The sequence below is a fragment of the Lentzea sp. NPDC004782 genome (assembly GCF_040609115.1).
Taxonomy (GTDB): Bacteria; Actinomycetota; Actinomycetes; order Mycobacteriales; family Pseudonocardiaceae; genus Lentzea.
In genome coordinates this window covers 1-13,302 of record NZ_JBEXJN010000037.1, presented here as the reverse complement: position 1 = coordinate 13,302, position 13,302 = coordinate 1, and the positions used below count along the sequence as shown (strand labels likewise).

Sequence of the window (13,302 nt, the reverse complement as noted above, 5' to 3'; positions counted from 1 at the left end):
GCCGTGAAATCCACCATCGCAGTGCTGCTGGCCTTGCTCATGGCGCTCACCGCCTGCGGGGCCAAGGAACAGCCGAACGACGCCAAGAAGGACAACAAGGGCGACCCGATCAAGCTCGCCCAGTGCATGCGGGAGCACGGCATCAACATGCCGGACCCGAAGGAGGGCAGCAACGGCGGCCTCGTCATCGAGGCGTCGCCGGGCGACGGCAACGCCGACACCGGTCCCGCGGACATGGACAAGGTGAAGGCCGCGCACGAGGCCTGCAAGCAGTACATGGAGAACGGCGGTGAGTACAAGCCACCGTCGCCCGATGAGCAGGACAAGATGCGCCAGCAGGCGAAGTGCATGCGGGACAAGGGTTACAACTGGCCCGACCCGAAGTTCGAGGGCGGCGGTTCGGCCGAGACCCTGGAACTGCCGAACCTGGACGACGACAAGGTCAAGCAGGACATGAAGGACTGCGGCCTCGAGGGGTTCGGCGTGGCGAGGCAGGCGGGATGAAACGCAGGGTGAACAGGAAGGTCCTCATCGCCGCACTGGTCGCGGCGGTCGTGCTCGGCACCGGTTCGGTCGTGGTGCTCACCAGGATCGCGGCCGACCAGGCCAACGCCGCGCCGTTGCAGAACGCCCCGGCGAAGACAGCTCAGGTGAAGAAGACGAACCTGGCCGACCAGCAGTCGGTGACCGGCCAGCTCGGCTACGGCGCGGAACGAGGCCTGGCGTCGCGGAAAAGCGGCACCGTCACCGGCCTGCCGAACCAGGGTGCCGTCATCGAGCAGGGCAAACCGGTGTTCTGGGCGGACGCCAAGCCTGTGCCGCTGTTCTACGGCGCGATGCCGCTCTACCGCGATCTGGAAGCGGGCATGTCGAACGGCCCCGACGTCAAGGAAGTCGAGGAGAACCTCGCCGCCCTGGGGTACAACGACTTCGGCACCCCCGACGAGAAGTTCACCTCGTACACCGCCTCCGCGCTGAAGAAGTGGCAGAAGGCGAACGGCCTGGAACAGACCGGGAAACTCGGCCAGGGCGACGTGGTCGTGCAGCCGGGCGCGATCCGCGTCTCGTCGGTGACCGGCCAGCTCGGCGCACCCGCGGGCGGCGACCTGATGAAGGTCACCGGCACCGAACGCGCGGTCACCGTCGAGCTCGACCAGGCCAAGCAGCGGCTCGCCAAGCAGGGCGAGAAGGTCGAGCTGTCGATCCCCGGCGGCAAGCCCGCGACCGGCACGATCACCGGCATCACCCGCACCGCGGGCGACCCGAACCAGGGCCAGAAACCGAAGATCATCCTGACGATCTCCGTCGACGACGCCAAAGCCGCCGAGGGCCTCGACAGCGCCAACGTCACCGCGCTCTTCACGGTCTCGAAGAAGGAGAACGTGCTGGCGGTCCCGGTCGGCGCGCTGCTCGCGCTGACCGGGGGTGGCTACGGCGTGGTCACCGAGGACGGCAGGACGGTGGAGGTCACCGTCGGGATCTTCGCCAAGGGGCAGGTCGAGGTGCAGGGCGAAGGCCTGCGCGAGGGCATGAAGGTGGTGACCACCGAGTGATCACCGTCGACCGCGCGAGCCGCACGTATCCCGGTGGCGTGCAGGCGTTGCGCGAGGTCTCCCTGACCGTCGAGGGCGGCGAGATGCTTGCGATCGTGGGCCCGTCCGGCTCGGGGAAGTCGACCCTGCTGCACCTGATGGGCACGCTCGACAAGCCGACCACGGGCCGCGTCGAGATCGACGGCAACGACGTGTCGTCCTTGTCGGACAACGCCTTGTCGGCGCTGCGGGCACGCACGATCGGGTTCGTGTTCCAGCAGTTCTTCCTGACCGAGGGACTGTCCGCGATCGAGAACGTGGCCTCCGGGCTCGTCTACGCCGGCGTGCCGCGCTCGAAGCGGCGGGCGATGGCGATGTCCGCTCTGGACAGAGTCGGCCTGCTGCACCGCTCGCTGCACAAGCCGCACGAGCTCTCCGGCGGTGAACGCCAGCGGGTCGCGATCGCGCGGGCCGTGGTGAACACGCCCGGCATCCTGCTGGCCGACGAGCCCACCGGGAACCTCGACACGCAGAACGGCGCGGGGGTGCTGGAGCTGCTGGAGAGCCTCAACGCCGACGGCACCACGGTCGTGCTGATCACGCACGACCGGGACATCGCGGCGTGGGCACCGCGCCGCGTCGAGGTTCGCGACGGGGTGATCATGTGATCGACCTGCTGCGCCTCGGGTTCTTCGGCATGCGGACCCGCCCGGTCCGCGCGGTGCTCTCCGCGCTGGGCATCGCGATCGGCATCGCCGCGGTCGTCGCCGTGGTCGGCATCCCGGCCTCCAGCGCGGCGGCGTTGCAGGAGAAGATGTCCAAACTGGGCACGAACCTCCTGACCGCCGCGCCCGGCCAGGACTTCTTCGGCCAGGACGCGAAGCTGCCGGAGACGGCGGTGCCGATGGCCAAGCGGATCGGCGCGGTGTCGGCGGCCAGCGCCACCGGCAAGATCTCCGCGAACGTCCGCAAGAACGACCTCGTGCCGTCGAGCGACACGCTCGGGCTGCAGGTGCAGGCCGCCGAGCAGGACCTCCTGAAGGCGTTGAACGCCGAGGTCCGCGAGGGCAGGTGGCTCTCGCCGGGCGAGAAGTCGGTGGTGCTCGGGGGCACCGCGGCCTCACGTTTGGGCGTCAGCAAGCCCGGCGCGCAGCTGTGGATCGACGGTCAGTGGTTCACCGTGGTCGGCATCCTCGGCCCGCTGCCGCTGTCACCGGAGATCGACAGGTCCGCGCTGATCGGCTGGGAGGCGGCGAAGGAGGCGTTCGGGTTCGAGGGCAACGCGAACACGGTCTACGTGCGCACGTCCGAGGACCAGGTCGAGAACGTCCGCAAGCTGCTCGGACCGACGTTGAACCCGCAGAAGTCCAACGAGGTCAAGGTGTCCAGGCCGTCGGAGGCGCTGGCGGCGCAGCAGCTGGTGGAGAGCTCCTACAACGCGTTGTTCCTGGGACTGGGCGGGGTCGCGTTGTTGGTGGGAGGCGTCGGCGTGGCGAACACGATGGTGATCTCGGTGCTGGAACGCCGGAGGGAGATCGGTCTGCGGCGGGCGCTCGGGGCGACCCGGCGGCAGATCAGGTGGCAGTTCCTCACCGAGTCGGTGTTGCTGTCCGGCCTCGGCGGGCTGGTCGGCGTGATCGTCGGAGTGGCGGTCACGGCCGGATATTCGATCAGCCAGAAGTGGCCGGCGGCACTGCCCTGGCCCGCCCTGCTCGGGGGAGTGGGCGCGGCCGTGGTCATCGGCGCCATCGCCGGCGTTTATCCAGCGGTGCGGGCGGCCCGGCAGTCGCCCACGGAAGCACTCGCCTGAAAGCCCTGGGGTGCATCGAGAACTCGTTCGGTGCACCCCAGGTGCGCTGCGTCAGAGCTGGCCGACGACCCAGTCGATCGCCTGCGTGAGGATCGTGACGTCGTCCGGCTCGATGGCCGGGAACATCGCGACCCGCAGCTGGTTCTTGCCGAGCTTGCGGTACGGCTCGACGTCCACGATCCCGTTGGCGCGCAACACCTTCGCCACGGTCGCCGCGTCCACGTCGTCGTTGAAGTCGATCGTGCCGACGACCTGCGAGCGGTGCTCGGGGTTCTCGACGTACGGCGTGGTGTACGCGGTCTTCTCGGCCCAGCTGTACAGGCGGGTGCTGGAGTCCTCGGTGCGGCTCACCGCCCAGTCGAGGCCGCCGTTGCCGTTGATCCAGTCGATCTGGTGCGCCAGCAGGAACAGCGTGGCGACCGACGGCGTGTTGTACGTCTGGTCCTTGGTGGAGTTGTCGAGCGCGGTAGGCAGCGACAGGAACTCCGGCACCCAGCGGTCCTTGAGCTCCTCGACGCGGGCCAGCGCGGCGGGCGACATCAGCGCGAGCCACAGGCCGCCGTCGCTCGCGAACGACTTCTGCGGCGCGAAGTAGTAGACGTCGAAGTCCTCGGCCTTCACCGGCAGACCACCGGCACCGGACGTCGCGTCGATCGCGATCAGCGCGTCACCGGAACCCTCGGGCCGCGCGACGGGCATCGCCACACCGGTCGAGGTCTCGTTCTGCGCCCAGCCGACCAGGTCGGCGCCCTCGGCGTAGAAGAGCTCGGGCGCCGTGCCCGGCTCGGCCTTGGTGACCAGCGAGTCCTTCAGGAACGGCGCGGTCTGCGTGACCTTCGCGAACTTGGAGGAGAACTCACCGTTGGTGAAGTGCTGGGCGGTCTCGCGGACCAGGCCGAAGGAGGCCGCGTCCCAGAACGCCGTCGTGCCGCCGTTGCCCAGCACGACCTCGTAGCCGTCCGGGAGCTGGAACAGTTCGCGCAGCCCGGAGCGGACCCGGCCGACGAGGTTCTTGACGGGCTTCTGCCGGTGCGAGGTGCCGAGCAGGGCCGCACCCTCGGACGCGAGAGCTGCGACGGCCTCGGGGCGCACCTTGGACGGCCCGCAGCCGAAGCGGCCGTCGGACGGCTTGAGCTCGGCGGGCAGCACCAACGAGGTCGGATCGGCGGTCTGGGTCATGTGGTCACGCCTCCGGGGCGGTGAACGAGCTGAACGGGACCTGACCGGCGCCGTTGCCGGAGTTCACAGTGTTGCAGGCGGGTAGCCGCAGGGTGACAGCCGGGTGTCGTGGGTCACGTCACCACGTCACTGCAGCATGCCTCGATCCAGCGCCGTCGTGACCGCGGCGGTGCGGTCCGACACGCCGAGCTTGTTGAACACCCTCAGCAGGTGAGTCTTCACGGTCGCCTCCGAGATGAACAGCGTCCGCCCGATCTCGACGTTCGACAGACCCTTCGCGACCAGCCGCAACACCTCGGCCTCCCGCGCGGACAGCGGTGGCGTGCGCACCTGCCCGACGACCTTCGCGACCATCGACGGCGCCAGCACGGTCTCCCCGCGCGAGGCCGCGCGGATCGCCGCGATCAGGTCCTCGGTGGTGGAGTCCTTCAGCAGGTACCCGGACGCGCCGGCCTCGACCGCGCGCAGGATGTCCGAATCGGTCTCGTAGGTGGTGAGCACCAGCACGCGCGGCCCGGTTCCGGCGATCTTCGCGGTTGCCGCGACACCGTCCATTTCGGGCATTCGCAGGTCCATCAGCACGACGTCCGGCTTCAAGGCGGCGGCCTGCGAGACGGCCTCCTGCCCGGATCCCGCCTCACCGACGACTTCGAGGTCGTCGGCCACGAGCATGCCCTTCAACCCCTGACGCACCACCGGGTGGTCGTCCACCAGCAGAATCCTGATCACAGCGGTACCTCCACCAGCACCGACGCCCCCTCGTCGCTCGACAGCGAGAGCGTCCCACCCACCTGTTCCAGCCGGGCCCGCATGCCGCGCAGGCCGAAGCCCTCCGGCGCGTCACCGAACCCGCGGCCGTCGTCGCGGACCTCCAGCGAGACGCCGTCCTCGTCGAACCTCATCACGACGTCGACCCGGGACGCCCCGGAGTGCCTCGCCACGTTGGTCAACGCCTCCTGCACGGTGCGCAGCAGCACCACCTCGACGGAGGTCGCCAACGGCACGGCGTCACCGATCACCCGGAACGACGACGGCAGCGAAACCCCGGACACCAGCCGTCGCAACGCGTCCTCCAGCGTGGAACCGTCCAAAGGCGACGGCGCGTTCGAGGCGACCAGTGCCCGTGCCTCGCGGAGGTTCTCCCGCGCGGTCCGCAGCGCCAGCTCCACGTTCGGCTCCGCGCCCTGCAGCAGCGTGATGATCGACGTGAAGCCCTGCGCGAGCGTGTCGTGGATCTCGGCCGACCACCTGGCCCGCTCGGCCTCGATGGTCAGCGCCTCGATCCGGTCCAGCAGCACGCCGCGTTGTTTGTTCTGGTGGGTGATCCTGGTGATCGCCCACGCGAACCCCTGGGAGAACCCGATGATCAGCAACGCCGCCACGAGCGGCAGCGTCGGCCTCAGCCCGAACACGGAGGAGAGGATCTCCGGCGTCATCACGAGCAGCACCACCGGGACGAGCGCCCACCACAGCGGCAGCATCAGGTAGACCTGGGACACCAGGGCGAACAACGCGAACGTCGCCGAGCCGCTGAGCCACACCGCTCCGGCGAACAACACCAGCGACCCGGCGGCGTGGACGAAGCCGCGCCAGTCCTCCCGGTCCTCCTCGATCAGGTGTCTGCCGTAGGTCCAGAACCAGATCATGTTGAGCACCAGCAGCCCCGCTGCCGACAGACGGTCGGGCAGCGGGGGGCCTTCGATCAGGACGATCACCAGTGCGGCGGCCTGGGTGACCGCGAAGAGCACGTACCAGGTGATCAGCTGGTTTTTGTGGTCCAGCGGAAGGTGCGCGTCACGAGGATCAGCCCCGCGATCGTCCACGCAGCGAGCACCAGGGCGATCCTGCCGAGCTCCCATGATCCCGCCGCCTCCATGACCGCGTAGCCGTCGTCCGGTGCGAACACCGAACGGAAACCCTGACACACCCACTTGAGCGGGAAGAGCGATCCCACCGTGCGCAGCGAGTCCGGCAGCGCCGACTGCATGATGAAGACCCCGGACAGGAACTGCAGCACGATGTACGGCAGGTTCAGCACACCGGACGCGCTTCGGGTCGAGCTGGAGATCGCGCTGATGGCCACGCCGAGCAGCGAACACGAGACCACGCCCAGCAGGAACACCCACGCGAACGTCAGCCACTTGTCCGCCGTCGCGGGCAGCTCGATGTCGAACCGGACCATTGCCACGACGAGCAGCAGGGCCGCCTCGAACAGGCTCGACACGAAGACCAGGACGACCTTGCCGAGGAAGTAGGACGTCAACGGCATCGGAGTGCCGCGCAGGCGCTTGAGCGTGCCGTCCTCGCGGTCGGCCACGACGCTGACGCCGAGACCGACGAACGACGTCGAGATGATGCCCGCGCCGATCATGCTGGCCGCGAACATCTGGCCCTGTGCGGGGCTCTTCACGTACACGGTGCCGAGCAGGAGCATCAGGATGCCGGGCAGTGACACCGTGAAGATGAGGCTTTCCTTCTGCCGGAAGAACTCCCGCAGCTCGGTCGCACCCCTCGCGAGACCGATCCGAAGGGTTCCGGGAAGTGCAGCCGTTCTGGCCGTCACGGTGGTCATGCGATCAGCTCCAGGTAGACGTCTTCCAGCGACGGGCGGGTGACGGTGAGCTCGGCGAGTTCGCCGTGCCGGGCGAGCTCGGCGATCACCTTGGTGGGTTCGTGCGTGCGGATCTCGCGCCGGCCGCGGTCGTCGGACCAGCGGACGGTGGCTTCGGCGTGGGCGCGGCCGCCCAGGTTCTGCGGCGTGCCCTCGGCGACGATCCGGCCGCCCGCGAGCACGGCCACGCGGTCGGCGAGCGCCTCGGCCTCGTCCAGGTAGTGCGTGGTCAGCAGGATCGTGGTGCCTTCCGCGGCCAGGTTCTTGATCAGGCCCCAGAACTGGCGGCGCGCCTCGGGGTCGAAGCCCGTGGTCGGTTCGTCGAGGAACACGAGCTCGGGGCGGCCGATGATGCCGAGCGCCACGTCGAGCCTGCGCCGCTGACCGCCGGAGAGCGTGCCGGCGCGGGACTTCGCCTTGTCCGCGAGCCCGACCAGCTCGATCACCTCGTCGGGGTCGCGCGGGTCGGCGTAGTACTTGGCGTAGTGCCGCACTGCCTCGTTGACCGTGAGGTTCGCGGCGTCGTTCGCGCTCTGCAGCACGATGCCGAGCCGGGCGCGCCACGCCCGGTCCGCCTTGGCCGGGTCGACGCCGAGCACGCTCACCTCACCGCCGTCGCGGTTGCGGTGCGCCTCCAGGATCTCGACGGTCGTGGTCTTGCCCGCACCGTTCGGCCCGAGGACCGCGAAGACCTCACCCCGTGCGACGTCGAGGTCCACCCCTGCCACCGCCTGGTGGCCCTTGTAGGCCTTCGTCAGGCCCCTCACCCGAATCGCGTTCATGTCCTAAATCCTGCTTTCCGACCCCCTCCCCGCGGGACGACCGCACCGCCGACCCCAGCTGTCATCCGTTCGGTGGACACGCGGGGAGCTTCCGTTCGCTCTACCCGCACGCGGGGACCCCGCGTGTGCTCACAGCGAACGAAAGCTCCCCGCGTGCACAAGTGTTTCGGCGGTGTTTCCGCTCTGCGAGATCTGGCTTTCGCGTGATAGAACGATCGGGTGCATCTGACGCCGCATGAACGCGACAAGCTCCTCGTGCACGTCGCCGCCGACGTGGCCCGCCGCCGGCTGGAACGCGGGGTGCTGCTGAACTACCCCGAGGCCGTCGCGCTGATCACCGACCACGTGCTGGAGGGCGCGCGGGACGGCCGCACGGTCAGCGAGCTGATGGAGAGCGGACGCACCGTGCTGGCTCCCGAGCAGGTCATGCGCGGGGTGCCGGAGATGATCGACTCGGTGCAGGTCGAGGGCACGTTCCCGGACGGCACCAAGCTCGTCACCGTGCACCACCCGATCGCACCGTCCGCCGGTCCGGCGCCGGGTGAGGTCGTCGTCGGCTCCGAACCCGTCGAGCTGAACCCCGGCCGGCCGCGCATCACCATGACCGTGGTGAACGTCGGCGACCGGCCCGTGCAGGTCGGGTCGCACTTCCACTTCGCGTCGGTCAACACGGGCCTGGAGTTCGACCGGGAAGCCGCGTTCGGCTACCGGCTGGACATCCCGGCGGGCACGGCGGTGCGGTTCGAGCCCGGCGTCGAGCGCGAGGTCACGCTGGTTCCGTTGGCAGGCTTGAGGATTGTCCGGGGGTTGCAGCGATGATCGACCGCGAGCGCTACGCCGAACTGCTCGGGCCGACCGTGGGCGACCGGATCCGGCTCGCCGACACCGACCTGTTCATCGAGGTGACCGAGGACCGCTCGCGCGGTGCCGGCTCCGGTGACGAGGTGATCTTCGGCGGCGGCAAGGTGATCCGCGAGTCGATGGGGCAGGGGATCGCTACCCGTGCCGAGGGCGCGCCCGACCTGGTCATCACCGGCGCGGTGATCCTCGACCACTGGGGTGTGGTCAAGGCCGACGTCGGCGTGCGGGACGGGCGGATCGTCGCGATCGGCAAGGCGGGCAACCCGGACACGATGGACGGCGTCCACCCCGCGCTGGTGATCGGGCCGTCGACGGAGATCCTGTCCGGCAACGGGAAGATCCTCACCGCGGGCGGCATCGACTGCCACGTGCACTTCATCTGCCCGCAGATCGTCGACGAGGCGCTGGCGTCCGGCCTCACGACGCTGGTCGGCGGTGGCACCGGCCCGGCGGAGGGCACGAAGGCCACCACGGTCACGCCGGGGTCCTGGTACCTCGACCGGATGCTCACGTCGATGGACCACATGCCGATCAACGTGCTGTTGCTGGGCAAGGGGAACACGGTCTCGGAAGAGGGCCTGCGCGAGCAGCTCGTCGGCGGCGCCGGCGGGTTCAAGCTGCACGAGGACTGGGGCACCACGCCCGCCGCGATCGACGCGTGCCTGCGGGTGGCGGACGAGTCCGGGGTCCAGGTCGCGATCCACACGGACACGTTGAACGAGGCCGGGTTCCTGGAGTCCACTGTGGACGCAATCGCGGGCCGGTCGATCAACGCCTACCACTCGGAGGGCGCGGGCGGCGGGCACGCGCCGGACATCATCCGCGTGGTCTCGCTGCCGAACGTGCTGCCGTCGTCGACGAACCCGACGCGCCCGCACACCGTCAACACGCTCGAAGAGCACCTCGACATGCTGATGGTGTGCCACCACCTCAACCCGTCGGTGCCGGAGGACCTGGCGTTCGCGGAGTCGCGGATCCGGCCGACCACGATCGCCGCCGAGGACCTGCTGCACGACCTGGGTGCGATCTCGATGATCTCGTCGGACTCGCAGGCGATGGGCCGCGTCGGCGAGGTGATCATCCGGACCTGGCAGACCGCGCACGTGATGCAGTCGCGGAGGTCGATGGACTCGAACCTGCGGGCGCGGCGGTACGTCGCGAAGTACACGATCAACCCCGCGATCGCGCACGGCATCGCGTCCGAGGTCGGTTCGGTCGAAGTCGGCAAGCTCGCCGATCTGGTGTTGTGGGAACCCAAGTTCTTCGGCGTGCGGCCGTCGGTGGTGCTGAAGGGCGGGTTCATCGCGTGGGGCGCGATGGGTGACGCCAACGCCTCGATCCCGACACCGCAGCCGGTGTGGGCGCGGCCGATGTTCGGTGCGACGGCCGGTGCGGCTTCGTCGGTGTTCTTCGTCGCGCCCGAGGCGATCGAGGCCGGGATCGCCGATCGGTACGCGCGGCGCGTGCTGCCGGTGTCGTCCACGCGGTCGGTGACGAAGGCCGACATGGTGCTGAACGACGCGATGCCGGACGTGCGGGTCGACCCGGACAGCTTCGCCGTGCACGTCGACGGTTCGCCGGTGGAGCCGTCGCCGGTGGCGGAACTGCCGATGGCGCAACGGTACTTCCTGTTCTGATGCTGACCGCGCTGATCCTCGCCGACTCCCGCTTCCCCGGCGGCGGCCACGTGCACTCCGGCGGCCTGGAAGAGGCGGCCGCGCGCGGGTTGGTGCGGGACGAGCCGACGCTGGAGTCGTTCCTGCACGGGCGTTTGCTCACCGCCGGGTTGCTGGCGGCGGGTTTCGCGGCCGCGGCGGCGCGCGGTGAGGATCTGGCCGTGCTGGACGCGGAACTGGACGCGCGGACGCCGTCGCCCGCTCAGCGCGAGGCGTCGCGGGCGCAGGGACGAGGCATGCTGCGGGCGGCCCGGCGGGCGTGGCCGTCCGCGCGGCTGGTCTCGCTGCCGCCGTCTCCACATCAGCCGCTGGTGGTCGGCGTGCTGGTCGGCGAGCCGTACGAAGCGGCTTTGACCTGCGCTTATCTTGCCGTGAGCGGGCCGGCGTCGGCCGCTGTGCGGTTGCTGGGACTGGACCCCTTCGGGGTCAACGCGATCGTGGCTTCGCTCGGTGTCGAGGAAGTCGCCACGCGGGCGTGCGCCGAGCTGCCCGCACTCGGTTCACCTGCCTTGGATCTCCTGGCCGAGGCACATGTTCGTCGCGAAGGGGTGCGTCTCTTTGGGAGCTAACCACGGGCCAGACCCGCACGATCACCACCACGGCACCGCGCCGCGCATCGGCATCGGCGGCCCGGTGGGCAGCGGCAAGACCGCCCTGACCGCCGCCTTGTGCCGCGCGCTGGGGTCGCAGCTGTCGTTGGGGGTGGTCACCAACGACATCTACACGACCGAGGACGCGGACTTCCTGCGGCGAGCGGGCGTGCTCGACCCGGCGCGCATCGAGGCCGTGCAGACCGGTTGCTGCCCGCACACCGCGATCCGCGACGACATCACCGCCAACCTGGACGCCGTCGAGCGCCTGGAGCACAAGTTCCCGGACCTGGACCTGGTGATCATCGAAAGCGGCGGCGACAACCTGACCGCGGTGTTCTCCCGCGGCCTCGTCGACAAGCAGATCTTCGTCGTGGACGTGGCCGGCGGCGACAAGGTGCCGCGCAAGGGAGGCCCCGGCGTGACGACCGCGGACCTGCTGGTGATCAACAAGATCGACCTGGCGCCGTTCGTCGGCGCCGACATGGACGTGATGATCTCCGACGCGCACCGGATGCGCGGGGAGCTGCCGGTCATCGCGCAGTCGCTGGTGGAGACGCCGGAGGCGCCCGAGGTCGCCAAGTGGGTGCTGGCGCAGCTGTGAAGGCTTCCGCGCGGTTGGTCGTGACGCTGGACTCGCACGGCAACAGCGTCGTGCGGGTCCTGCGCTCGCAGTCGCCCCTGACACTGGTGCCGGCGCGGCGCGTGGGCCCGGTGGCCCTGGTGCACCTCGTGAGCTCCGTGACGTCCCCGCTCGGTGGCGACTCGCTCGAGCTGACCGTCGAAGTCGGTCCTGGCGCCTCACTCGACCTGCGCGGGGTGGCCGCGACCCTGATGCTGCCCGGCCCGACCGGTTTGCCGTCTTCTTCTGCTGTGCGGTTTTCGGTGGAGGGCTCAGTCCGGTACCTGCCGGAGCCGACGGTGGTGACTCGGCGTGCCTTTCACACCGCAGTGGTGGAGGCCGAATTGGACGGTCACGCAGAGTTGTCGTTGCGCGAGGTCCTCGTGCTCGGCCGGGCAGGCGAGACGCCCGGAGTGTTGTCGACGACGACGCGCGCAACCCGTTGCGGCAAGCCGTTGTTGCACCAACAGCTCGTGGTCGGCTCGCCGGCGGTCGACTCGTCTGCCGCCGGACTGGCCGGAAAACGGGTCGTGGGCACATCGTTGATGTTGGACGCGAAGGACCGCCCGTCGGATGGCGGTGAGTGGTGGAACGTCGTCCCGTTGGCAGCAGGCGGATCCATCGCTACCGCACTGGGTGATGACGTGGTGACGGTCACACGTGTGCTCGACGCCATCTGACTCGATCACGGTCTCGATCCAGAACAGTTCTTTGTACGGACAGTCACCGTTCAGGTGGTGGTCATCACCACGCAGGCGGTTTCGCCATTCGTTCGCCGTGCGTATGGTCGCGGGTCCAGGGACCACGAGTTCTGCCGCTGCTTGGAGGTTCGCCGATGACGGAGACCACGAACATCGCACTGCCCGCGATGCGCGTGTCGTACGAGCAGGGCTCGCTGAGCGAGTCGGAGCTTTCCGCCACCTGGCACGAACAGCTCCAGCTGTGGCTGGACGAAGCGACCCGTGCCGGCCTGCCCGAGCCCAACGCCATGGTGCTCGCGACCACCGACACCAAGGGCCGCCCGTCCTCACGCACGGTGCTGGCCAAGGGGCTGGACCAGCGAGGCCTGGTCTTCTTCACCAACTACACGTCCAACAAGTCGCACGACCTGATGGCCACGCGGTACGCGTCGGCCACCTTCCCGTGGTTCGCGATGCAGCGCCAGGCGCACGTGCGCGGGACCGTCGAGAAGGTCGGCCCCGTGGAGACCGCCGAGTACTGGAACTCGCGGCCGCGCGGCTCGCAGATCGGGGCCTGGGCCTCGCCGCAGTCCCGCGTGGTGACCGGGCGGTCTACTTTGGATTCCGCGCTGCACAAGATCGAGCGGCAGTTCGCGGACACCGAGAAGATCCCCGTGCCGCCGCACTGGGGTGGGTGGCGGATTCGGCCTGAGGAGGTCGAGTTCTGGCAGGGGCGGCGGGATCGGATGCACGACCGGCTGCGGTTCCGGCTCGGGCGGGACGGGTGGCAGGTGGAGCGAGTAGCTCCGTAGGGCTTTGTCTGGTTGGGGCGTCTCCAGTGGGCGGAGGCGCCCCTTTTTGTTGCCGGTTTCCTGACGGCCGGGCGTCCGGTTGTGGGGTGTGTTTGACATAGAAAGAAAAAAATAGGTTTAGTAAAGACAAAAAAACAAAAAAAAAAA

At 69.3% G+C, this 13,302-nt stretch carries 15 protein-coding genes; 10 read left to right on the top strand and 5 right to left on the bottom strand.

Going from position 1 to position 13,302, the window contains the following annotated elements; genetic code table 11:
* Window positions 1-3: 3 nt before the first annotated feature.
* From ABZV40_RS29645 to ABZV40_RS29630, 4 genes are read left to right on the top strand one after another with little or no spacing between them, the layout of a single operon-like run.
* Window positions 4-504, top strand: coding sequence for a hypothetical protein (locus ABZV40_RS29645; protein WP_355448586.1), 501 nt, complete (start codon window positions 4-6; stop codon window positions 502-504).
* Complete coding sequence (locus ABZV40_RS29640; RefSeq protein ID WP_355448583.1) at window positions 501-1,553, top strand: peptidoglycan-binding domain-containing protein; 1,053 nt, start codon at window positions 501-503, stop codon at window positions 1,551-1,553. The genes ABZV40_RS29645 and ABZV40_RS29640 overlap by 4 nt, the downstream gene beginning before the upstream one ends.
* Complete coding sequence (locus ABZV40_RS29635; protein WP_355448580.1) at window positions 1,550-2,200, top strand: ABC transporter ATP-binding protein; 651 nt, start codon at window positions 1,550-1,552, stop codon at window positions 2,198-2,200. The genes ABZV40_RS29640 and ABZV40_RS29635 overlap by 4 nt, the downstream gene beginning before the upstream one ends.
* Window positions 2,201-2,229: 29 nt before the next feature.
* Window positions 2,230-3,342, top strand: a complete 1,113-nt coding sequence (locus ABZV40_RS29630) for an ABC transporter permease (protein WP_355448828.1) — start codon at window positions 2,230-2,232, stop codon at window positions 3,340-3,342.
* A gap of 51 nt (window positions 3,343-3,393) precedes the next feature.
* Here ABZV40_RS29630 and serC read toward each other — a convergent pair whose 3' ends face one another.
* From serC to ABZV40_RS29605, 5 genes are all read right to left on the bottom strand, one after another.
* Complete coding sequence (serC, locus tag ABZV40_RS29625) at window positions 3,394-4,521, bottom strand: phosphoserine transaminase (RefSeq protein WP_355448579.1); 1,128 nt, start codon at window positions 4,519-4,521, stop codon at window positions 3,394-3,396.
* Between the two features lie 126 nt (window positions 4,522-4,647).
* Window positions 4,648-5,250: a response regulator transcription factor gene (locus ABZV40_RS29620; protein ID WP_355448577.1), complete on the bottom strand. Its 603-nt coding sequence runs from the start codon at window positions 5,248-5,250 to the stop codon at window positions 4,648-4,650.
* Window positions 5,247-6,344, bottom strand: coding sequence for a sensor histidine kinase (locus tag ABZV40_RS29615; RefSeq protein ID WP_355448574.1), 1,098 nt, complete (start codon window positions 6,342-6,344; stop codon window positions 5,247-5,249). Before ABZV40_RS29615 ends, ABZV40_RS29620 begins: the two co-directional genes overlap by 4 nt.
* Window positions 6,281-7,093 (bottom strand): ABC transporter permease, encoded by an 813-nt coding sequence (locus tag ABZV40_RS29610; RefSeq protein WP_355448572.1) that lies wholly within the window; start codon window positions 7,091-7,093, stop codon window positions 6,281-6,283. The genes ABZV40_RS29615 and ABZV40_RS29610 overlap by 64 nt, the downstream gene beginning before the upstream one ends.
* Window positions 7,090-7,905 carry an ABC transporter ATP-binding protein gene (locus ABZV40_RS29605; RefSeq protein WP_355448825.1) on the bottom strand — a complete coding sequence of 272 codons (816 nt, stop codon included), beginning with the start codon at window positions 7,903-7,905 and terminating at the stop codon, window positions 7,090-7,092. The genes ABZV40_RS29610 and ABZV40_RS29605 overlap by 4 nt, the downstream gene beginning before the upstream one ends.
* Window positions 7,906-8,133: 228 nt before the next feature.
* Between ABZV40_RS29605 and ABZV40_RS29600 the strand changes: the two genes are divergently transcribed.
* The 6 genes from ABZV40_RS29600 (at window position 8,134) to pdxH (ending at window position 13,155) form a co-directional block, all read left to right on the top strand.
* A complete protein-coding gene (locus ABZV40_RS29600; protein ID WP_355448569.1) occupies window positions 8,134-8,733 on the top strand; it encodes an urease subunit gamma in 600 nt (199 codons plus the stop codon).
* A complete protein-coding gene (locus ABZV40_RS29595; protein WP_355448566.1) occupies window positions 8,730-10,412 on the top strand; it encodes an urease subunit alpha in 1,683 nt (560 codons plus the stop codon). Before ABZV40_RS29600 ends, ABZV40_RS29595 begins: the two co-directional genes overlap by 4 nt.
* Window positions 10,409-11,020 carry an urease accessory UreF family protein gene (locus ABZV40_RS29590; protein WP_355448822.1) on the top strand — a complete coding sequence of 204 codons (612 nt, stop codon included), beginning with the start codon at window positions 10,409-10,411 and terminating at the stop codon, window positions 11,018-11,020. The genes ABZV40_RS29595 and ABZV40_RS29590 overlap by 4 nt, the downstream gene beginning before the upstream one ends.
* Entirely contained in the window at window positions 11,010-11,645 is a 636-nt protein-coding gene (gene ureG / locus ABZV40_RS29585) for an urease accessory protein UreG (RefSeq protein ID WP_355448563.1), read from the top strand. The genes ABZV40_RS29590 and ureG overlap by 11 nt, the downstream gene beginning before the upstream one ends.
* Window positions 11,642-12,343, top strand: coding sequence for an urease accessory protein UreD (locus ABZV40_RS29580; protein WP_355448560.1), 702 nt, complete (start codon window positions 11,642-11,644; stop codon window positions 12,341-12,343). The genes ureG and ABZV40_RS29580 overlap by 4 nt, the downstream gene beginning before the upstream one ends.
* Before the next feature lie 155 nt (window positions 12,344-12,498).
* A complete protein-coding gene (gene pdxH / locus ABZV40_RS29575; RefSeq protein WP_355448557.1) occupies window positions 12,499-13,155 on the top strand; it encodes a pyridoxamine 5'-phosphate oxidase in 657 nt (218 codons plus the stop codon).
* Window positions 13,156-13,302: the final 147 nt, after the last annotated feature.